Source organism: Bradyrhizobium sp. BR13661, assembly GCF_029892425.1.
GTDB lineage: Bacteria > Pseudomonadota > Alphaproteobacteria > Rhizobiales > Xanthobacteraceae > Bradyrhizobium.
Window position 1 is genome coordinate 228,997 of record NZ_JARXWB010000002.1, and the last position, 20,989, is coordinate 249,985.

The following is a 20,989-nucleotide window of genomic DNA, read 5'->3' on the forward strand; positions in this document are numbered from 1 at the left end:
ACGGTAACGACCGACGCTAGGCGCGCATCACCACCTGACACACAGATTCGAAAACGACTGGGGCGGGGGATAATGAAGTTTCTGACGGGGTTGCTTGCGGCGGTTTGCCTGATCGCATGCATGGGGGCGTCTCACGCGGTGGTTCGGATCGCGGATGACCGCGGCGGCCGGATCGGAACCTACGTCGACAAGTACCAGGACCTCCGTCAGTCCGGCGACACCGTCATCATCGACGGCCTCTGCGCCTCCGCCTGCACCATCGTCCTTGGCGCCATCCCGCACGATCGCATCTGCGTCACCTCGCACGCGACGCTCGGCTTCCACGCAGCCTGGGATTTCGGCAGCAACGGCCGCGCCGTCACCAATCCCGAAGCAACGCAGATGCTCTATGCGATGTATCCCTCGCAGGTGAAGCGCTGGATCTCGCAGCGCGGCGGCCTCACCCCCCACATGCTGTTCCTGAAGGGCAAGCAGCTGCAGGCCATGTACAAGCCCTGCTACCTCGACGCGCAGGCCTCGGCGATCAAGCCGTCGGCTAGGTAGGCTTCGCGGTCGTCGATCGCCTTTCACACTGCTCTCGATGTGGTCATGGCCGGGCATAGCCGTCCGAAGGACGGCGTCGCTTCCGCTCGCCTATGTCCCGGCCATCCACGTTTTTGGGCCAGGCGAAAAGTTCGTGGATGCCCGGGCCTTCGCCGCGCCGAAGCGGCTTCGGCCGCGCAGGCGGGACAAGCCCGGGCATGACGAGGATAGGTCGTTGCGCCTCACCTCCGCACCACGTGATCTCCACCCCGCCCCGTTTGGCTTGCCCGGCCGCTTCCAAGCGCCTATTTCAAAGGCAGCGAACCCGATCCTTGTCATGGCTCAACCACTGCAACAGGCACATCCGTTACAGGACAATTCGTCCACTGCCGGTCGTACGCCATCCGTGCTGCTGTGGCTCGGCGCGGGCGTCGGTGCGCTGATGGTGATCGGCGCGCTCGCGCTCTGGTTCCACTACGGCACCCAGGTGTTCTTCGAAATGATCAGGACCGGCTTTGCCGCCTGCTTCTGACCCGCGACAGGAAGTTTTCCGCTCATGAGCTCCGCTGCCCGTCCGCTGGTGATCGCAACCGCCTTCGCCTCAAGCCTCGTCGTCGGCCTCCTGGTGCTGTTCTGGGCCATGGGCGGGGTCAGCAAGGTGGCGCAGCCGGCCGCGATCGGCGGCCCGTTTAAGCTCACCGACCAGAACGGCAAGGCGGTCACCGAAGCGAGCCTGAAGGGCAAGCCGACGCTGATTTTCTTCGGCTACACCCATTGCCCTGATGTCTGCCCGACCTCGCTGTTCGAGCTGTCGGAAGTGCTGCGCGCGTTGGGCCAGGACGCCGACAAGGTCAACGCCGTCTTCATCTCGGTCGATCCCGAGCGCGACACGCCCGCGACCATGAAGGACTATCTCTCGAGCTTCGATCCGCATCTCGAAGGCCTGTCCGGCGATCCCGCGGAGACCGCCAAGGTGATCACCTCCTACCGGGTCTATGCCAAGAAGGTCCCGACCAAGGACGGCGACTACACCATGGACCACACCGCGCTGATCTATCTGATGGACCGCGACGGCCGCTTCGTCTCGCCGTTCAACCTGAAGCGGACCCCGGAAGAGGCTGCGACGGATTTGAAGAAGTATCTGTAAGAAACGTCCGATCTCGCCCGGCCATGATGGCGGAGTAACCACATTCCGCACTCGCGTTCCCGGCCGGATGGTCTATAAGGCCTTCCGATCCCAACGAAATTCATTCATTTCCGGTCGATGGCTCCATCGCAACAGGCGAAATCGTTCAAATCTGCCCGTGGCTTGCTGACAGGGCTGGCTGTTGCCGTGTGCCTGCTCGCAAGTGCGCCTTGCGCCCGCGCCCAAGCCCCGGCCAAGCAGCCCCCCGCCGCGCCTCAGGCCAAGCCGAAAACCGCGCCCCAAGCCGCCGTCCAAGCTCCCGTTCAGGCCGCACCCCAGGCCGTGCCCGGCTTCTGGGACCCGCGGCGGCGCCCGGAGCGGCCGGACCTGTCGCGCCTGACCGTGATCCGTTTCCTGACCGAGACGGATTACCCGCCGTTCAACTACACCGGCGCCGACGGCAATCCGGCCGGCTTCAATGTCGATCTCGCCCGCTCGCTCTGCGAGGAAATCAAGGTCACCTGCACCGTGCAGATGCGCCGCTTCGAGACGCTGGTCGATGCGCTCACCTCGAACCGGGGCGATGCCATCATCGCCTCGATGGCGGTGAGCCCGCAACTGCGCGCCCGCGTCGATTTCACCGATCCCTATTACCGCGTGCCGGCGCGCTTCGCCTCGCGCAAGGACGCGGTGATGCCGGAGATCCGGCCCGAATATCTCGAAGGCAAGAAGGTTGGCGTCATCGCGGGCTCAGCGCATGAGGCGTATCTGAAGGCGATGTTCACGGACGCCGAGCTGCACCCCTATCCCAACGACGATGCGCTCCGCGCCGCGCTCCGCAAAGGTGAAGTCGATTTCATCTTCGGCGATGCCATCTCGCTGGCGTTCTGGATCAACGGTACGGATTCGGGCGATTGTTGCGCCTTCTCCGGCGGTCCCTTCGTCGAGAGCCGCTTCTTCGGCGAAGGCATCGGCATCGCCGTGCGCAAGGGCAACGACGTGCTGCGCCAGGCCCTGAACTGGGCCCTGTTCCGCGTCTGGGAAAAAGGCCGCTACACCGATCTGTGGCTGCGCTATTTTTCGGTGAGCCCGTTTTAGCCATTCACCCCGTCATTCCGGGCGCGCGAAGCGCGAACCCGGAATCTCGAGATTGTGGCGCGAGATTCCGGGTTCGATGCTGGCGCATCGCCCCGGAATGACGATCAAGACCATTTTTGCATTCCGCGCAAAAATCGCTATTTTCCGCGGCCCGGAGGCCCCTTGATGTCCGTTATCGATCCGAACATGAGCCCGAGCGATCTTCGTGCGCTCGCCGAACAATCCAACGCCTGGCCGTTCGAGCAGGCGAAGGCCATTGTCGCGCGGCTGAAGAAAAGCCCGAAGGACGAGGTGCTGTTCGAGACCGGTTACGGACCGTCCGGCCTGCCGCATATCGGCACGTTCGGCGAAGTCGCGCGCACCTCGATGGTGCGGCATGCCTTCCGCGTGCTGACCGAAGACAAGATCAAGACGCGCCTGCTCGCCTTCTCGGACGACATGGACGGATTCCGCAAGGTGCCTGACAACGTGCCGAACAAGGATCTGCTGGCGCAATATCTCGGCCGCCCGCTCACCGCGGTGCCCGACCCGTTCTCGAACGAGCATCCGTCGTTCGGTGACGCCAACAACGCGCGCCTGCGCGCGTTCCTGGATCATTTCGGCTTTGATTACGAGTTCGCGAGCTCGACCGTCTATTACAAGTCCGGCCGCTTCGACGCGACGCTGCTCAAGATGCTCGCCGCCTACGACAAGGTGATGGACATCATCCTGCCGACGTTAGGCCCCGATCGCCGCGCGACCTATTCGCCGTTCCTGCCCATCAGCAAGACCACCGGTGTCGTGCTGCAGGTGCCGATGATTCGCCGCGACGTCGCCGCCGGCACGGTGACCTATGTCGATCCTGACACCAACGAGGAAGTCGAAACGCCTGTCACCGGCGGCAACGTCAAGTGTCAGTGGAAGGCAGACTGGGCGATGCGCTGGGTTGCGCTCGGCGTCGACTACGAGATGGCCGGCAAGGATCTCATCGACTCGGTCAAGCTGTCGGGCGCGATCGCCAGGGCGCTCGGCGCCACGCCGCCCGAAGGTTTCAACTACGAGCTCTTCCTCGACGAGAAGGGCCAGAAGATCTCGAAGTCGAAGGGCAACGGCCTCACCATCGACGAATGGCTGCGCTACGCCTCGCCGGAATCGCTGTCGCTGTTCATGTATCGCGAGCCGAAGGCGGCGAAGCGGTTGTTCTTCGACGTCATCCCGCGCCAGGTCGACGACTATCAGCAGTTCATCGACGGCTTTCCCAGGCAGGATGACAAGCAGCAGCTTGGCAATCCGGTCTGGCACATTCATCACGGCCATCCGCCGCAGGGCGATATGCCCGTGACGTTCCAGCTGCTGCTGACGCTGGTGTCGTCGTCGAATGCGGAGAACGCCGAGACGCTGTGGGGCTTCATCGGCCGCTATCGTCCCGGCGTCAGCCCGCAGACGCATCCGAAGCTGGATGCAATGGTCGGCTACGCCATCAACTACTACCGCGACTTCGTCGCGCCGACGAAGCAGTTCCGCGTGCCCAATGACACCGAGCGCGCGGCCTTGCAGGACCTGCGCGAGGCGTTGTCACAGTTGCCGGCGGATGCGTCAGCCGAGGACATCCAGAACGTCGTGTACGAGATCGGCCGCCGCGAGCCGTTCCTCGACCCGGTCAAGAAGGGCAAGGACGGCCGCCCGGGCGTCACGCTCGACTGGTTCAACATGCTCTACCAGGTGCTGCTCGGCCAGGAGAAGGGCCCGCGCTTCGGCTCCTTCGTCGCGGTGTACGGCGTGCAGAACGCCGTCAACATGATCGACGGCGCGCTGGCAAGGAGTGCGTGAGGTCCCAACTCTCTCCAATGTCGTCCCGGAGAAGGCCGGGACCCATAACCACCGAATTGGCTTTGGCGAAGGCTGGTCGTGACCACTTGGGACTACCACTTCTGCTGCGGCGTATGGGTCCCGGCCTTCGCCGGGACGACAGTCTTTTGCAGATCTCAGGCTCAAATCGACTTTAGCACGTAACGCCTGTTGTCCTTCTGCACCGGGCGCGCGTTCATCGGATAGAGCTTTGCGAACGCGGCGACGTCGGCAGCCGACACCTGGATCGGGTCGGTGAGCAGCAGCCATTCGACCACTTCCGAGCACGGCGGCGTCGTCAGAGAGCCGGGATAGCGGAAGTAGCTGAGCTTGGTTGGCAGCATGGCGTGAGGATCGATGGTCGCGTCGGCCTTCACCGGCGGGCCTTCCTCCACCGGCATGGTCTTGACGATCTTGCCGAACGCCGCGTTCGGCTTGCCTTCGGCCATCAGCACGCCGACCACGGCGAGACCGCCGGCGTCGTTGCGATGGACGAAATGCGCCTCCATCGGAAAGTTCTTGCCGCCGATCATGTGCTCGCTCGGCCGGTGGAAATGCACCTGGAGCAGCTTGTACTTGACGTCGCCGAGGAGAAGCGTGCTGCCTTCGGCGAAGTTGAGCTGGATCGTATGCCCGTTGTTGACGATGGTGTCGGCGCTCTTGCCCCAGCTCAGCTTCAGCGCGGGCAGTTGCGATTTGATCGCCGCTTCGATGTCGATCGGCGATTGCTGCAGACCGACCGCGCAGGCCTTGTTGGCCGCGTCGAGATCGCCCCATTTGGCGGGAGCACCGGCGCCCTCATAGCTCCAGTGCACGCCTTCGGCGGCGAAAGCCGGCTTGCAGAGCGGGCAAAGGGCGAGACCTGCCAGGGCTTTTAGGACGTGACGACGATGCATTAGATTTCCCTCTGATGAATTTGATCGGCAATGCGCGCGCAACCTAGGGGACAGGCGCGGTGAGTCGCAATGCTGATCGCGGTGCCGACGGTGTCATGGTCCGGTCGTGCATATCACTGGCTTGCCCACACGATCCTTGCGATCCAGCTCACGTCGCCCGCCGCCATCGTCCGCCCGCTTTGCGCTGCATCGAGCAGCAGCAATTCGATCGCCTTGGCGGTGCGGCGTTTGAGCGTCGCGACCATCACCTCGCCCGCTTTCGTCTTCACCACCACACGATCGCCTTTGCGGACCGGCGTATCCGGTGAGACCAGGATGACATCGCCGTCGCGATAGGCCGGCATCAGCGCGTCGCCGGAAATCTTCAGCGCAAAGGCGCTGATGTCCTCGGCGGTCGGTAGCGCGATCTCGCTCCAGCCTTTGCCGGACGGCAGGCCTTTGTCGTCAAAGGCACCGGTCGCGCTGGCGAGTGCAAGGCCGAGCAGCGGCACGGTGCGGCCGTCGCCGGCATCGTCCTCGGTCAGCCTGGCAAAGGTTTCGATCGACGACTCCGCGGCCGCCAATGCCTTCGCGATTGATTCGGTCGAGGGCCAGCGCGCGCGGCCGTCGGAGGTGACGCGCTTGGACTTGTTGAAGGTGGTGGGGTCGAGTCCGGCGCGTTTGGCAAGGCCCGATGGCGACAGCCCGGCGCGCGCGGCCAGACGATCCAGCGCGCCCCAGATCTGGTCGTGGGTCAGCATCCTCTGCGCTTTGGCCTGTTTGACCATGGAAGGTCCAGCCCGTCGCAACTCAGGAAAACTATCCTCAAATCAACCGGTTTTCCGTTTTTCACGCAAGGGCGAAGGCTAACTCTTGAGTTCGGAGGGGGCGGCCTTTACGGTCGCGCCTTGGGTCCGCCCCATCCGGGCCGAAAACCTCAACAGATTCAAAGAGCAAGCAGGACGCCGGAACAGGTGGTCAAGATCTACAAAATCTGTCCGGCCTCGGCCTGGCGCGAGGCGGAACGGCAGGGCGTGTACCGGGGCAGCGCGGATGACGCGCGCGACGGATTCATCCATTTCTCGACTGCCACCCAGGTTCCCGAGACCTTGCGGAAGCATTATTTCGGCCAGCGCGCGCTGTTCCTGGTCGAGGTCGACGGCGACGCGTGTGGTGCCGAGTTGCGCTGGGAGCGCTCGCGCAATGACGAGCTGTTTCCGCATCTCTATGGCGAGCTCGATGTCGGCGCGGTGCTGTCGGTGATGAACCTCAACATGCGATCCGACGGCGGCCACGACGTTCCGGAGCTTGTCCCGTGATTCGCGCCTTCGATGCTTTCTCGCTGCCGGTGCTGCGCTGGCTCGATCCGGAGGACGCGCACCGGCTGGCGATCCAGGGCCTGCGCTTCCTGCCGCCGGTGAAGCCACGGCCGGATGATCCGAAGCTCGCGGTGCGCGCCTTCGGGCTGAACTTTCCCAACCCGATCGGCATGGCCGCGGGCTTCGACAAGAGCGCGGAGGTGCCCGACGCACTGCTGCGGCTCGGCTTCGGCTTCGTCGAGATCGGCTCGGTGACGCCGAAACCGCAGGCCGGCAATCCGCGGCCGCGGCTGTTCCGCCTCGAGCGCGATGAGGCCGTCATCAACCGCATGGGCTTCAACAATGACGGCGCGGAAGCGGTGCTGCGCCGCCTCGCCGCGCGCGCGGCGAATGGCGGCATCGTCGGCGTCAATGTCGGCGCCAACAAGGATTCGCCCGATCGTGTCTCCGACTACGTCAAGCTGATCGAGACCTTTGCGCCGGTCGCGAGCTATTTCACCGTCAACGTCTCCTCGCCCAACACGCCGGGCTTGCGCAATCTTCAGGAGGGCGCGCTGCTCGACGAGCTGCTCGGACGCGTGATCGACGCGCGCGAACGCGTCAGGCAGAAGGCCGGCGACACGCCGGTGCTGCTGAAGATCGCGCCTGACCTGAGCCTCGCCCAGCTCGACGACGTCGTGCAGGTCGCGCGCTCGCGCAAGGTGGATGGCATGATCGTGTCGAACACGACGATCGCGCGCCCGAGCACGCTGCGCGAGGAAATGCGCGCGAAGGAGCAGGGCGGCCTGTCGGGCCGGCCGTTGTTCCGCCTCTCGACGCGCATGGTTGCGGAGACCTATGTCCGCGTCGAAGGCGCGTTCCCGCTGATCGGCGTCGGTGGTGTCGACTCCGGCGGTGCGGCGCTGACAAAGATCCGCGCCGGTGCGAGCCTGATCCAGCTCTACTCGTCGCTGGTCTACAAGGGCCTCGGCCTCGTCGACGAGATCAAGCGCGACCTCACCTCGACGCTGCTGCGAACGGGCCGGGATTCGCTCTCCGAGATCGTCGGCGCCGATGCGGCGACGCTGACGGCGGAAGACTGGCCGGGGATGTAAGACGGTCTCGTGCCCCGGGCGCAGCGCAGTGCGCCGCGTCTTCGCGGCGTGATGCGCTGCTGAACCGGGGCCCATGCCACCACACTCTGGGTCCCGGCTCGCGCTTCGCGCGTCCGGGACACGAGAGCTAGATTTTTGAGAACGTCGCCCTGTACAGCGCCGGATACCTTGCGCCCTGCAAGCCGCCGCGCGCCACGTAGAACGCGATCAGCGAACACCACAATCCGGCATTGCCGAACGATTGCAGCGCCCACCACATCCCTAAGAAGATCGCCAGCGAGGCCAGCATCAGATTGCGCATCTCGCGCGCCCAGGTGGCGCCGACATAGATGCCGTCGAAGCCGAAGGCGAAAACGCCGGGGATCGGCGCCATCACGATGAACGGCAGGAACTCGCGCGCCGCGCGGCGGACATCCTCGCTCGCCGTCATGAAGTTGATGATGTTTGGCCCGAACAGCGCGAACAGCACGGCGACGACCAGCGAAAAGCCAAGGCCCCACAGCAGCACCAGCCGGGTCGAATCCGCAAAGCCCCTGGCGTCGCGCGCGCCAAAGGTGCGGCCGCAGAGCTGCTGGGCGGCGTTGGCGAGGCCGTCGAGGAAGAAGGCGCTGACCAGCAGGAAATTGTTGAGCACCGAGTTCGCGGCCAGAGTCACGTCGCCGGCGCGCGCGCCCTTGGCGGTGAAGAACAGGAAGACGGTGATCAGCGCCGCGGTGCGGATCAGGATGTCGGTGTTCACCGACAGCAGCCGCATCAGCTTGGCACGGTCGAACAGAATGGCGCGGGGAACGGCAAAGCCGCCATGCGCATAGCGGCGGCAGACGATGACGCCGAGCAGGAAGCCGATGCCCTCCGACAACAGCGCGGCGATCGCCGCACCGGCAATGCCGGTGTCGTAGACCAGCACCAGCAAAATCGTCGCCGCCATGTTGATGAGGTTGATGACGACTTGCAGCGCCAGCGCCGGATTGGCGCGGGCCTGTCCCACCAGCCAGCCGAGGATGACATAGTTGGCGAACGCGAACGGCGACGACCAGATCCGGATCATGAAATAGGTCTTGGCGGCGTGCGTCACGCCCGCGCTGCCGCCCATCAGATCGAATAGCACGCCGGCCAGCGGCAGCTGCAGCACGATCAGTGCGCCGCCGATCAGGCCGGCGACGATGAAGCCGCGGACCAGGATCACGGTCTCCTCGCGCGTCTCGCCGGCGCCGAGCGCCTGTGCGGTGAAGGCGAGCGTGCTCATGCGCAGGAAGCCGAACAGCCAGAACAGGCAGTCGAAGATGACGGAGGCCATCGCGACGCCGCCGAGCAGGGCGGCATCGTCGAGCCGTCCGATCGCGGTGGTCGAGACCACGCCGATCAGCGGCGTCGTCAGGTTCGCGATCATCGCGGGGCCGGCGATGGCGAAGACCTGGCCGGAGCCGACTTTGGGGTGAGCGGGTGCGTGCATGTCAGGTGCGTGTATCCGACCCCAGCGCCGAATGCACCATCGCGGCCGGCATGGCGTGCTTGCGCCGGCCGCGCAGTTTGGAAAGCCTTACCTCCGCGGCGAGCCGAAGATACGCGACAGCAGCCAGACCGGGACCACGATGACCGCGCCGAGCAGGAAGTAGCGCCACAGCCAGTTCACCGCATCGAATCCGAGATCCCAGATGCGCTGGAACAGAAGGCGAATGCTGATAAGGATATTCCAGGGGTCGAAGCCGATCGCCGCCAGCACGACGCCGACCAGGATCGAGAGCAGCACCAGGCGAAACGCGACCGCCAGCGGCGAGCCGCCGAGAAAGCGGTTCAGGCCATCGCTGTGGCCGGCCGGCAAATCTCTGACGTCGTGGGCCATCGCAGAAAACTCCTCGTGGGGGCTAGCCCCGATTATAGGTCACGGCGGGGCACATGGGGAACCCGCTCGTCGGCGTCAATGGCCGTCGGCGGACGCTGCAACCTTAATTGTTAGTAGGGATTCGTCCGCCTTCAGCATCTTTTCCAGCGTTTCCAGCCGATCGGCCTCCCGTGGCGGCTTGTCCCACCGCAGGCGGCTGATACGGGGAAAGCGCATGGCGACGCCGGATTTGTGCCGCGGTGAGCGCTGCAGCCCTTCGAAGGCGACCTCCAGCACCAGCCCCTTGTCCGCTTCGTGCACGACATGACGCACCGGGCCGAACTTCTCCGTGGTGTTGCGGCGGACGAAGCGGTCGATCTGGAGCAGCTCCTCGTCGGTGAAGCCGAAATAGGCTTTGCCGACCGGCACCAGCTCCTCACCGTTCTCGGTCTCGGTCCAGACGCCAAAGGTGTAGTCGGAATAATAGGACGAGCGCTTGCCGTGGCCGCGCTGCGCATACATCAGCACGGCATCGATGATGTGCGGGTCGCGTTTCCACTTCCACCATTGGCCCTTCGGCCGTCCCGGCAGGTAAGGTGCATCGCGCCGCTTCAGCATCACGCCTTCGACGGCGTCGGCATCCTCGCCCGCGCCGGCGCTCGCGGGATCGGCGCGCGCGGCGGTGAGGGCGTCCCAATTCGCGAAGGGAACGGTGGGCGAGAGATCAATGCGGGGATCGCTAAGCTTTGCGATGAAGGTCTCCAGCCGCGCGCGCCGTTCCGAGAACGGCAACTCGCGCAGATCGTTCGCGTCGTCGCCGAGCAGATCATAGGCGCGCAGGTGGATCGGAAATTCCTTGATCAGCTTCGGCGAGACGATTTTGCGGTTGAGCCGCTGCTGCAGGACGTTGAAACTCTGCACGCGGCCCTCGCGCAGGATCAGCAGTTCGCCGTCGATCGCACCGGGCAGGCGCAGCGACGGCACCAGATCGGGAAAGCTCCGCGTGATGTCCTCGCCCGTGCGTGAATAGAGCCGCGCGGTGATCTGCCCATGATCATCGCGCCCGGCAACCGCCTGCACGCGGATGCCGTCCCATTTCCATTCGGCGATGTAGTCGGCGGGATCGAGGCTTGCGAAATCGCTGTCTTCGATCGCATGCGCCAGCATCACCGGGCGGAACGACGCGGGATCGCGATTGACAGGCTTTTCGGCGTGACCTTCCAGCCACGCGAACAGGTCGAGATAGGGCGGGCTGAGGCCCGGCCAGATCAGCTCGACCTCATGCGGGTCCTTGTCGCCGAGCGCGGCGGCTGCGGTCTTGGCGAGGCGCGCCGAGATGCCGATGCGCATGGCACCGGTGACGAGTTTCAGCAGCGCCCAGCGGCCGGTCTCGTCGAGCTCGTCGAGCCAGCGTTCGAGCTGCCTCGGCAGCTCGGACTTGCCGAGCGTGCGCAGCGTGGTGACGACTTCGGTGAGGGTCGGCGGAGGTGGGTTGTTGTGGTTGCTTGGCTGGAGCGCGTCACTGGCGTCTCGCCCGCGGTACCCCTCTCCCTGACCCTCCCCCGCAAGGGGGGAGGGAACGGTGAGAGTTGTGCGTCCATCACTCGCTGAATCACTATCAGTCGCCGAACTCGCCTGTCGCTCCGCACGCAACTGCGCTCCCTCCCCCCTTGCGGGGGAGGGTGGGGGAGAGGGGTGGCCCGGAAAAGATTGCAAATTGGTTTGCGCCTTCGGCCACATCAGCGCCACCGTCTCCGAGAGATCGCCAACATAATCGTAGCTCAACCCGAACAGCACCTCATCGGTGCGCGAGGCAATGAGATCGCGGATCAGCGCGGGCTTGGCGTGCTTGAAGCTGAGCGCGCCGGTGAGTGCGGCCAGCGCGTAGCCGCGATCGGGATCGCCGACGTCGCGAAAGTAGCCGGTGAGCAGCCGCAGCTTGTTGTTGCGGCCGGGCTCGTAGGCGAGGCGGTCCAGGAGTTCGGCGAAGCGGTTCATGCCTCGGCCTCGCCGGGAGCCGCCGGCTCGCTTTCTTCCTCCTCGCCATAGCCGACGAGATCGAGCGGCCGTGCCCGCAGACGTCGCGTCTTGCACCAATGCACCAGCGCGTCTTCCTGGCCGTGGGTGACCCAGATCTCGCCGGCGCCGGTCGCCGCGATCGTCGCGGTGAGGCCGTCCCAATCGGCGTGGTCGGAGATCACCAGCGGCAGTTCGATGCCGCCCTGCCGCGCGCGGGCGCGCACGCGCATCCAGCCCGAGGCGAAGGCGGTGACGGGATCGGGAAAGCGCCGGGCCCAGATATCCGACGTCGCGGACGGCGGTGCCAGCGTGATGGTGCCGGCGAGCTGAGCCTTCTTCATGCCGGCCACAGGCCTAAGCTCGCCGAGGTCGATGCCGCGGCTCTGGTAGTAATAGGTGATCTTTTCCATCGCGCCATGCAGGTAGATCGGCGCGTCATAGCCGGCCTGCCGCAGCAGCGCGATCACGCGCTGGGCCTTGCCGAGCGAATAGGCGCCGACGAGATGGGCGCGTTCCGGAAACAGCGCGACCGAGGCCAGCAGCTTCTTCACCTCGCCCGCTGCATCGCCATGGCGAAACACCGGCAGGCCGAACGTGGCCTCGGTGATGAAGACGTCGCAGGGCACCAGCTCGAACGGGACGCAGGTCGGGTCGGGCGCATCCTTGTAGTCGCCGGAGGCGACGATGCAAGTGTCCCCACACGTCACGGCGATCTGCGCCGAGCCCAGCACGTGGCCGGCCGGGTGGAATTTGGCGGTGACATCGCCGAGCCTGATCTCCTCGCCATAGCTGATCACTTGCGTCGCGCCGGCAAAGTTCTCGCCATAGCGCAACCGCATCATGTCGAGCGTTTCCTGCGTCGCCAGCACGGCGCCATGGCCGGCGCGGGCATGATCGGAATGGCCGTGGGTGATCAGGGCCCGCTCCACGGGCCGGACGGGATCGATGTGGAAGCCGCCCGGCTTGCAGCACAGGCCGTCAGCAGTTGGCAGCAGGATGTCTTGCGGGCGCATGGTCGTCATATAGGAAGGTCGTGCTCCAAATTAACCCGTCATGCGCGGGCTTGACCCGCGCATCCATCCTCTTAAAGAGGTCTCTTTTGATGGATTTCCGGGTCAAGCCCGGCAATGACAATCGGTTCCTCCAATGCCTCTCCGCCTGTTCCAATCCTCCGGCGATCTCATGGCCGACCGCCGTTTCGAGTTCGCACGCGACCTGCAGCTCAAGGGCGATCTGCCCGCCGCCGCCGATCTGATCGAGCAGGCCATCGAGCTCGCGCCTGACTTCACCTCGGCCTGGTTCACGCTCGGCGAAATCCGTCAGCAGCTTGGCGAGCGCGACAAGGCCATCGCGGCATTCCGCAAAGCGCGTGAGTCCGACCCGGAGGACCAGCATGGCGCCCATTTGCATCTGATCCGGCTCGGCGACGCGCAATTGTCGGAAATGCCAAAAGCCTATGTGCAGGCGCTGTTCGATCAATACGCGCCGCGCTTCGAGCACGTCCTGATCAACGATCTCGACTACCGCGCGCCTTCGCTGATCTTCAAGGCGGTGGTGGCGGCGCGCGTGGCTGCGAAGAAGCCGGCCTTCTTCAAACGCACCATCGATCTCGGCTGCGGCACCGGACTTGCGGCGGCCGCCTTCGCAAAGCAGGTCGATCATTTTATCGGCATCGACCTCTCACCCGGCATGATCAAGGAGGCGCGGACGACGGAGCTTTATGCCGAGCTCGAGGTCGCCGACATGATCGAGGGCTTGCGCGGCAAGCCTGAGACAAGCGCGAACCTCGTCGTTGCCGCGGATGCCTTCGTCTATCTCTCCGATCTCGCGCCTGTTCTTGTCGAGGCCAGGCGCGTGCTGGCATCGGGCGGCGTGCTCGCCTTCACGCTGGAGACGCATGCGGGCGATGGCGTCGTGCTCGGCGAAGGCCTGCGCTATGCCCATTCGGCGGAATATGTGCGTGGTGCGATTGCGAAGGCCGGGCTGAAGCTGCTGACGCTGGAGCCGTGCTCGCCGCGCAACGAGAACAACGAGCCGGTGCGCGGTCTCGTCATCGTCGCCGAGAAAACTTAAAGAGAAAACTTGAGTCTAGGCGCTAAACACGCGGCAATTTAGCGTCACTGCGTCATCAGGCGACGAACTTCCTACTTGCGAGCCGTGCGGATGCCAGCACAATGCGCGCATTAGGGAGAGAAACAACAATGACGAAGAATCCATCGCGGCGCGATGTCGGCGCCGCCGCGCTCGCCACCATCGCTGCATCCGTCCTGCCCGCGCCTTACGTCTGGGCCGCGGAGAAAAAATACGATGCCGGCGCCAGCGACACCGAGATCAAGATCGGGCAGACCGTGCCGCATTCCGGTCCCGGCTCGCTCTATGGCGTGCTCGGTCGCGTCGGCGAGGCCTATTTCCAGATGCTCAATGAAGGCGGCGGCATCAACGGACGCAAGGTCAACTTCCTCACCCTCGACGATGCCTACAGCGCGCCGAAATGTGTCGAGGCGACGCGGCGCCTGGTCGAGCAGGAGGAGGTGCTGGCGCTCTACGGCTCGCTCGGCACCGCGCCGCAAACGGCCGTGCACAAATATCTGAATTCCAAGGGCGTGCCGCAGCTGCTGCTCAACACCGGTGCCTCGAAGTGGAACAACCCGAAGGAGTTCAAATGGACGATGGCGGGCTTGCCGCTGTATCCGACCGAAGCGCGCATCCTCGCCAAGCATGTCCTCGCCGTGAAGCCGAACGCCAGGATCGGCATCCTCTATCAGAACGACGATTTCGGCCGCGACTTCCTTGGGCCCTTCAAGAAGGTGCTCGCGGATGCCGGCGGCGCCGCGCAGGTGATCATGGAGCAGACCTACGACCTCACCGATCCGACGGTCGATTCCCAGCTGATCAATCTCTCCAAGTCGGGCGCGGACGTTTTCTACAACATCTCCACCGGCAAGGCGTCGTCGCAGTCGATCCGCAAGGTCGCCGAGCTCGGCTGGAAGCCGCTGCAGCTGCTCTCGGCCGGCTCGACCGGCAAATCCATTCTCAGCGCCGCCGGCTTCGAAAATGCCAAGGACATCGTCTCGATCAGCTATGCGAAGGATGCCGGGCCTGGCCGTTGGGAAAAGGATCCGGGCCCGATGGCGTTCGAGGAGCTGCGCAAGAAATATCTGCCGAACATCGCGCCCGACAACACCATCGCTTATGCCGGCTACGGCCAGGCCGTCACCATGGGCGAAATCCTGCGCCGCTGTGGCGATGAGCTGACCCGGGCCAATGTGCTGAAGCAGGCCTCCAACCTCAACGGCTTCCACTCCCCGTTCTTCCTCGACGGCGTCACTTACAGCTACACCCCCGACGACTACACACCGATGAAGACGCTGTTCACCCAAATCTTCAACGGCAAGGACTGGGACGTCTCGGACGGGCCCGTGGTGGAGTAGAGTCTCCGCTGCCTCTTCCCCTCTCCCCGCCTGCGGGGAGAGGGTAGGGTGAGGGGGAGCCTCCGCGGGGACGGAAGCAGATGGACTCGCGGAGACTCCCCCCTCACCCGGAATTCGCGCTTGCGCGCAAATTCCGACCTCTCCCCGCACGCGGGGCGAGGTGAGAACCCACCCCTCGACGAACCCGCCCCCACGGCTTACCTGTGATGCCGTGCCGCCCCGCATCCTCAAAATCCCGGCTGATCCGGCCGCGCTGCTGTTGCCCGACCGCTTCCAGCAATGGTTCGCGGGGCGCGGCTGGTCGCCGCGCGAGCATCAGCTGGCGCTTCTGGAGAAGGCGCGTGAGGACCGATCGGCGCTGCTGATCGCGCCGACCGGTGCCGGCAAGACGCTGGCGGGATTTTTGCCGACGCTGGTCGAGCTGAGCTCTGCGAGCGTTGGTTCTGCGAAATCCGTGGTCTCCACGGGCCGCTCCGTTCAGCGCAGCGCCGGTCTGCACACGCTCTACATCTCGCCGCTGAAAGCGCTCGCCGTCGACATCGCGCGCAACCTCGAGCGCCCGATCGCCGAGATGAACTTGCCGATCAAGGTCGAGACCCGCACCGGCGACACGCCGGTGTCGCGGCGCCAGCGGCAGCGACGCTATCCGCCTGATATTCTGCTGACGACACCCGAACAGCTCGCGCTGCTGCTCTCCTCCGACGACGCGCCATTCCTGTTCTCCTCGCTCAAGCGCATCGTGCTCGACGAGTTGCACGCGCTCGTCACGTCGAAGCGCGGCGATCTGCTCTCGCTGGGCCTTGCGCGACTCTGGCGGCTGACGCCGCAGATACGTGCCATCGGCCTATCGGCAACCGTCGCCGAGCCGGACCAGCTCGCGCGCTTCCTGGTGCCGCAACCCGGCGGCAACGAAGCTGCGGCCGACATCGTCGTCGCCGGCGGCGCCGCGCCGCCGCAGGTGGAGATGCTGGATACGCGCGAGCGGCTGCCCTGGGCCGGCCATGGCGCGCGTCACGCGCTCGCCGAAGTCTACGAGCTGATCAAGCAGAACAAGACGACGCTGGTCTTCGTCAACACCCGCAGCCAGGCCGAGATGCTGTTCCAGGATCTCTGGCGCATGAACGATGACGGCCTTGCCATCGCGCTGCATCACGGCTCGCTCGATGTCGCCCAGCGCCGCAAGGTCGAGGAAGCCATGTCGGCGGGTCGTTTGCGCGGCGTTGTCTGCACCTCGTCGCTCGATCTCGGCATCGACTGGGGCGATGTCGATCTCGTCGTCAATATCGGCGCGCCCAAGGGCTCCTCGCGCCTGATGCAGCGCATCGGCCGCGCCAATCACCGCCTCGATGAAGCATCGCGCGCGGTGCTGGTGCCGGCGAACCGTTTCGAGGTGCTGGAGTGCCGCGCCGCGATCGATGCCATCGCCGAGAATGCGCAGGACACGCCGCCCTTGCGCACGGGCGGGCTCGATGTGCTGGCCCAGCACGTGCTCGGCTGCGCCTGCGGCGAACCGTTCCTGAGCGATGATCTCTTCGAAGAGGTCCGTACGGCCGCGCCCTATGCCGGTCTCGCGCGCGACGATTTCGACGACGTCGTCGATTTCGTCGCCACCGGCGGCTACGCGCTGAAAACCTATGAGCGCTTCGCCCGCATCAAGCAGGACAAGCAGGGCCGCTGGCGCGTCGCCAATCCAAAAGTGCGGCAGAGCTATCGGCTCAATGTCGGCACCATCGTCGAGGAGCCGATGCTGAAGGTGCGGCTGGTGCGGGGACGTTCCACCGGCAGCGGTTCGACCGGCGCCATCGCGCGCGGCGGCCGCGTGCTGGGGGAGATCGAGGAATATTTCATCGAAGGCCTCACGGCCGGCGACACCTTCGTGTTCGGCGGCGAAGTCGTGCGCTACGAGGCGCTGGCCGAGGACCAGGTCTACGTCTCCCGCGCCAGCGACAAGGACCCGAAAGTGCCGTCCTACATGGGCGGCAAGTTTCCGCTCTCCACCTATCTCGCCGAGCGCGTCCGCCGCATCCTCGATGATGCCAGCGCCTGGAATGGCCTGCCCGAGCAGGTGCGCGACTGGCTGTCGCTGCAAAAGGACGTCAGCAGAGTGCCCGGCGTCCGCGAGTTGCTGGTCGAGACCTTTCCCCGCGGCAACAAGCACTACCTCATCTGCTATCCCTTCGAGGGCCGGCTCGCGCATCAGACGCTCGGCATGCTGTTGACGCGTCGTCTCGAGCGCGCCCGCGCGCGGCCGCTCGGTTTCGTCGCCAATGAATATGCAGTGGCGATCTGGGGGCTCGGCGATGCCTCCTTCATGATCCGCCACGGCCAGCTTGATCTCGATGCGCTGTTCAACCCGGATATGCTGGGCGACGATCTCGAAGCCTGGCTCGCTGAGTCCGCGCTGATGAAGCGCACGTTTCGTAATTGCGCGCTGATCTCAGGCCTGATCGCGCGCCGCTTCACCGACGAAGACAAGAGCCGCCGTCAGGTGCTGTTCTCGACCGATCTCGTCTACGATGTCTTGCGAAAACACCAGGCCGACCACGTCCTTCTGCGCGCCGCGCGTGCCGATGCCGCCACCGGCCTGCTCGATCTGCGCCGTCTCGGCGGCATGCTCGCCCGCATCCAGGGCCACATCACCCACCGGGAACTCGACCGCGTCTCCCCGCTCGCCGTCCCCGTGATGCTGGAAATCGGCCGCGAGTCAGTTTATGGCGAAGCTGCAGACGAGCTGTTGGCCGAAGCCGCCGACGAGCTGGTCAAGGAAGCGATGTCGTAGAGAATTTTGCCAGTGAGGCGCGCAACCCTATCCATATCGTCATGCCCGGGCTTGACCCGGGCATCCACGTCTTTGCTTCAGCAAGAGCGTGGATGGCCGGGACAAGCCCGGCCATGACGGCGCAAGGGGCACTCTCCATTACTTCAACGCTGGCAATGGACGTTGCCGGTGTTTCATTCCACGCCGATCTCTCCGGCGCCCTCTATTGGGAAGAGCAGCGCCTGCTCGTCGTCTCCGATCTGCATCTGGAAAAGGGGTCCAGCTTCGCCACGCGCGGCGTGCTGCTGCCGCCTTACGACACGCTGGCAACGCTCAGCCGCCTCGCTGCTGTCATCTCCCGCCATGATCCCAAAACCGTCATCGCGCTCGGCGACAGCTTTCACGATCGTTCCGCGCATGAGCGCCTGTCGGCGGACGACCGCGACGCCGTCGCAGCACTCCAGGCCGGCCGCGACTGGATCTGGATCTCAGGCAATCACGATCCGATGCTGCCGCGCGATCTCGGCGGCACCGTCGCCGACGAGGTCTCAATCGGCCCGATCACCTTCCGCCACGAGCCATCAGGCGCGCATGGCGAGATTGCGGGCCATCTGCATCCCAAGGCCCGTGTCTCCGCGCGCGGCCGTTCGATGGAGCGGCGTTGTTTCGCCAGCGACGGCCTACGCGCCGTGATGCCCGCCTTCGGCGCCTATGCCGGCGGCCTCAGCATCCGCGATGCGGCGTTCGCGAAGATCTTTCCGAGCAATGGTTTTGTCGCACATCTGCTCGGCGACCGCCGCGTCCACGCGATCGCCGCGTCGCGCTGTTATTGAAGCGGGTTCCGCCTCGATTGAACACTCTCTCCATGCGCACAACTGCGCTCCCTCCCCCCTTGCGGGGGAGGGCGGGGGAGAGGGGTAGCCCAGCAAAAGGTTTATCTGTCTGCGTTCGCCCGAATGGAGAGAATCCCCGTGTGGACCCCTCTCCCTAACCCTCCCCCGCAAGGGGGGAGGGAACGCACCGACATCGCGGCCGCAGATTGCGACAACCGAAACGGCTCACGCCGCCTTCGCCTGCACGTTGTCGCAGAACTCCGCCAGCCGGTCCGCGAGCCGCAGCGTTGCCGGGCTCGCATCCGGCGCGGCCATCAGCGCCACCTCCGTCTTGTTGATCGGCGCAAAGCCCTCCTTGGCCGTCAGCACGCGGTGATCCGATTGGATTGACATCTCCGACAGGATGCTCAGCCCCATGCCGGCAGCGACCGCGGCCTGGATGGCGGAGAGACTCGATGAGGTGTAGGCGGTGTGCCAGGCGCGGCCCGTGCTTTCCAGCGCGTGGATGGCGCCGGCGCGATAGACGCAGCCGAGCGGAAAGCCGATCAGCGGCACTGATGGCACGTCGACGTCGACCGGATGGCTCTTGCTGGTGACCCAGTGCACTCGCTCCGGCCACACCGCGATCGCGCCCTTCGCGCCAGCCTCGCGCTTGTAGAGCGCAAGGTCGAGCTCGCCGCGTTCGAGATCGCGGGCGAGGTGCTTGCTCTGGTCGGCGCGCACGTCGAGGCGTAGCCGCGGATGCGAGCGCGAGAACGCGCCCAGCAGCTTCGTCAGCCGGTAGGCCGCGAAATCCTCGGGGATGCCGAGCCGGATCGCGCCTTCGCCGCCCGGCTGCCGCAGCACGTCGCGCGCTTCTTCCGCGAGCGCGAGCAGCCGCCGCGCATAGGACAGCAGCCGCTCGCCGGCCTCGGTCGGGCGCACGTCCTTGCCGTCGCGGTGCAGCAGTACCTGGCCGACATCCTCCTCCAGCCGCTTGATCTGCTGGCTCACGGTCGATTGCGTGCGGTGGACGCGCTCGCCGGCGCGGGTGAAGCCGCCGGCCTCGACCACCGAGACGAAGCTGCGCAGAAGCTCGAGATCGAGCACATCAGCCTCCATTCGAAAATCCACTGACCTAGAGTTAATCATTTAATTTCCAAATGGCAAGCGGCGTCCTTAGATCGAGGGCTCAGGAGAATGCCTCATGTCCCTTGCGCCTTCGATTTCGGTTCCCCGCACCCGCTTCAACACGCTGCCGCTCGCCATCGGCCTGTTTTGCCTGCTCTGGAGCTATGCCTTCGTCGCCGGCAAGATCGGCGTCACCCATTGCCCGCCGTTGATCCTGCTCGCCGCCCGTTTCTCGCTCGCCGGCATCTTGATCCTCGGTGCCACGCTGATCCGCGGCGACTGGTCGTTGTCGTGGCGCGACGTCCTGGTCTTCAGCGTGATCGGCATCGCCAACAACGCGCTCTATCTCGGGCTCGGCTATACCGGCCTGCAATCGGTCTCCGCCGGTCTCGGCGGCCTGATCGTTTCGACCAATCCGGTGTTCACGGCCGCGCTCGCCGCAACGCTGCTCGGTGAGGGTATGACATGGCGCAAGGCGAGCGGCCTCCTGCTCGGCATTATCGGCGTCACGGCTATCGTCTGGCATCGCCTCTCGGTCGGCACCGACTCACCGCACGGCATCGTCTTCACGCTGGCTTCGCTCGCCTCGATCGTATCAGGCACCATCCTGTTCAAGCTGCTCGCGCCGAAGGGCTCGTTGTGGATCGGCAATGGTGTGCAGAACATCGCTGCGGGCATCGTGCTCGCGCCAGTCGCGTTCACCTTCGCCGATGTCCACGCGATCGACTTTACGCCGGGCCTGATCGGTGCCTTCGCCTTTCTCGTGCTCGGCGGCTCGATCCTCGCCTCCTGGCTCTGGTTTCATCTCCTGAAGGTGTGTGGCGCGACCGCGGCCAGTGCCTATCACTTCTTGATGCCGCCGCTCGGCATGCTGTTCGCCTTCATCGTGCTCGGCGAGCATGTCGAGGCGCGCGACTTGCTGGGGATCATTCCAGTGGCGCTCGGCATTTACCTGGTGACGCGCCCTGCGAAGGCGGCTTCTTAAAAACACCTGCGGCTCCTGGAGCCCGGCGTGCCGACGACTGTGGAGGCCATCGCTGCTTCAACCGTCATTCCGGGGCGGCGCGAAGCGTCGAGCCCGGAATCCATCGCGCCATCAACTCTGCGGACGGATGGATTCCGGGTTCGCGCTGCGCGCGCCCCGGAATGACATCA

Annotated in this window: 19 protein-coding genes; 12 read left to right on the top strand and 7 right to left on the bottom strand. The window is 65.3% G+C overall.

Annotated features, from left to right (window positions below):
- Window positions 1-72 precede the first annotated feature (72 nt).
- The 5 genes from M2427_RS04260 (at window position 73) to M2427_RS04280 (ending at window position 4,555) form a co-directional block, all read left to right on the top strand.
- Window positions 73-543, top strand: a complete 471-nt coding sequence (locus tag M2427_RS04260) for a hypothetical protein (RefSeq protein ID WP_280704925.1) — start codon at window positions 73-75, stop codon at window positions 541-543.
- Window positions 544-859: 316 nt separating this feature from the next.
- Entirely contained in the window at window positions 860-1,054 is a 195-nt protein-coding gene (locus tag M2427_RS04265; RefSeq protein ID WP_280704926.1) for a hypothetical protein, read from the top strand.
- 24 nt (window positions 1,055-1,078) lie between these two features.
- Window positions 1,079-1,669: an SCO family protein gene (locus M2427_RS04270; RefSeq protein ID WP_280704927.1), complete on the top strand. Its 591-nt coding sequence runs from the start codon at window positions 1,079-1,081 to the stop codon at window positions 1,667-1,669.
- Between the two features lie 117 nt (window positions 1,670-1,786).
- On the top strand, window positions 1,787-2,746 hold the full coding sequence (locus tag M2427_RS04275; RefSeq protein WP_280704928.1) for a transporter substrate-binding domain-containing protein: 960 nt from the start codon (window positions 1,787-1,789) through the stop codon (window positions 2,744-2,746).
- A 165-nt stretch (window positions 2,747-2,911) separates the two neighbouring features.
- Window positions 2,912-4,555: a lysine--tRNA ligase gene (locus tag M2427_RS04280; protein ID WP_280704929.1), complete on the top strand. Its 1,644-nt coding sequence runs from the start codon at window positions 2,912-2,914 to the stop codon at window positions 4,553-4,555.
- Between the two features lie 161 nt (window positions 4,556-4,716).
- Here M2427_RS04280 and M2427_RS04285 read toward each other — a convergent pair whose 3' ends face one another.
- Complete coding sequence (locus M2427_RS04285) at window positions 4,717-5,469, bottom strand: carbonic anhydrase (RefSeq protein ID WP_280704930.1); 753 nt, start codon at window positions 5,467-5,469, stop codon at window positions 4,717-4,719.
- Window positions 5,470-5,582: 113 nt separating this feature from the next.
- On the bottom strand, window positions 5,583-6,236 hold the full coding sequence (locus tag M2427_RS04290; RefSeq protein ID WP_280704931.1) for a helix-turn-helix transcriptional regulator: 654 nt from the start codon (window positions 6,234-6,236) through the stop codon (window positions 5,583-5,585).
- 186 nt (window positions 6,237-6,422) lie between these two features.
- Between M2427_RS04290 and M2427_RS04295 the strand changes: the two genes are divergently transcribed.
- Both M2427_RS04295 and M2427_RS04300 read left to right on the top strand, forming a co-directional pair.
- On the top strand, window positions 6,423-6,767 hold the full coding sequence (locus tag M2427_RS04295; protein ID WP_280704932.1) for a DUF952 domain-containing protein: 345 nt from the start codon (window positions 6,423-6,425) through the stop codon (window positions 6,765-6,767).
- Entirely contained in the window at window positions 6,764-7,861 is a 1,098-nt protein-coding gene (locus M2427_RS04300) for a quinone-dependent dihydroorotate dehydrogenase (RefSeq protein ID WP_280704933.1), read from the top strand. Before M2427_RS04295 ends, M2427_RS04300 begins: the two co-directional genes overlap by 4 nt.
- Window positions 7,862-7,988: 127 nt before the next feature.
- Here M2427_RS04300 and M2427_RS04305 read toward each other — a convergent pair whose 3' ends face one another.
- The 4 genes from M2427_RS04305 to M2427_RS04320 form a co-directional block, all read right to left on the bottom strand.
- A complete protein-coding gene (locus M2427_RS04305) occupies window positions 7,989-9,314 on the bottom strand; it encodes an MATE family efflux transporter (protein WP_280704934.1) in 1,326 nt (441 codons plus the stop codon).
- A gap of 87 nt (window positions 9,315-9,401) precedes the next feature.
- Window positions 9,402-9,704 (bottom strand): DUF6460 domain-containing protein, encoded by a 303-nt coding sequence (locus M2427_RS04310; protein WP_280704935.1) that lies wholly within the window; start codon window positions 9,702-9,704, stop codon window positions 9,402-9,404.
- Window positions 9,705-9,779: 75 nt separating this feature from the next.
- The gene (locus tag M2427_RS04315; RefSeq protein ID WP_280704936.1) at window positions 9,780-11,681 is read right to left on the bottom strand and encodes an ATP-dependent DNA ligase; all 1,902 of its coding nucleotides are present in this window, start codon (window positions 11,679-11,681) and stop codon (window positions 9,780-9,782) included.
- Complete coding sequence (locus M2427_RS04320; RefSeq protein WP_280705210.1) at window positions 11,678-12,715, bottom strand: ligase-associated DNA damage response exonuclease; 1,038 nt, start codon at window positions 12,713-12,715, stop codon at window positions 11,678-11,680. Before M2427_RS04320 ends, M2427_RS04315 begins: the two co-directional genes overlap by 4 nt.
- A gap of 133 nt (window positions 12,716-12,848) precedes the next feature.
- Between M2427_RS04320 and M2427_RS04325 the strand changes: the two genes are divergently transcribed.
- The 4 genes from M2427_RS04325 (at window position 12,849) to pdeM (ending at window position 18,724) form a co-directional block, all read left to right on the top strand.
- On the top strand, window positions 12,849-13,775 hold the full coding sequence (locus M2427_RS04325; protein WP_280704937.1) for a methyltransferase domain-containing protein: 927 nt from the start codon (window positions 12,849-12,851) through the stop codon (window positions 13,773-13,775).
- A gap of 128 nt (window positions 13,776-13,903) precedes the next feature.
- On the top strand, window positions 13,904-15,133 hold the full coding sequence (locus tag M2427_RS04330) for an ABC transporter substrate-binding protein (RefSeq protein WP_280704938.1): 1,230 nt from the start codon (window positions 13,904-13,906) through the stop codon (window positions 15,131-15,133).
- A gap of 211 nt (window positions 15,134-15,344) precedes the next feature.
- Window positions 15,345-17,912: a ligase-associated DNA damage response DEXH box helicase gene (locus tag M2427_RS04335; protein ID WP_280704939.1), complete on the top strand. Its 2,568-nt coding sequence runs from the start codon at window positions 15,345-15,347 to the stop codon at window positions 17,910-17,912.
- Window positions 17,913-18,025: 113 nt separating this feature from the next.
- Window positions 18,026-18,724: a ligase-associated DNA damage response endonuclease PdeM gene (pdeM, locus tag M2427_RS04340; protein WP_280705211.1), complete on the top strand. Its 699-nt coding sequence runs from the start codon at window positions 18,026-18,028 to the stop codon at window positions 18,722-18,724.
- Between the two features lie 225 nt (window positions 18,725-18,949).
- Here the strand turns inward: pdeM and M2427_RS04345 are convergent, their stop codons facing one another.
- The gene (locus M2427_RS04345; protein WP_280705212.1) at window positions 18,950-19,813 is read right to left on the bottom strand and encodes a LysR family transcriptional regulator; all 864 of its coding nucleotides are present in this window, start codon (window positions 19,811-19,813) and stop codon (window positions 18,950-18,952) included.
- Between the two features lie 97 nt (window positions 19,814-19,910).
- Between M2427_RS04345 and M2427_RS04350 the strand changes: the two genes are divergently transcribed.
- On the top strand, window positions 19,911-20,819 hold the full coding sequence (locus M2427_RS04350; protein ID WP_280704941.1) for a DMT family transporter: 909 nt from the start codon (window positions 19,911-19,913) through the stop codon (window positions 20,817-20,819).
- Window positions 20,820-20,989 lie beyond the last annotated feature (170 nt).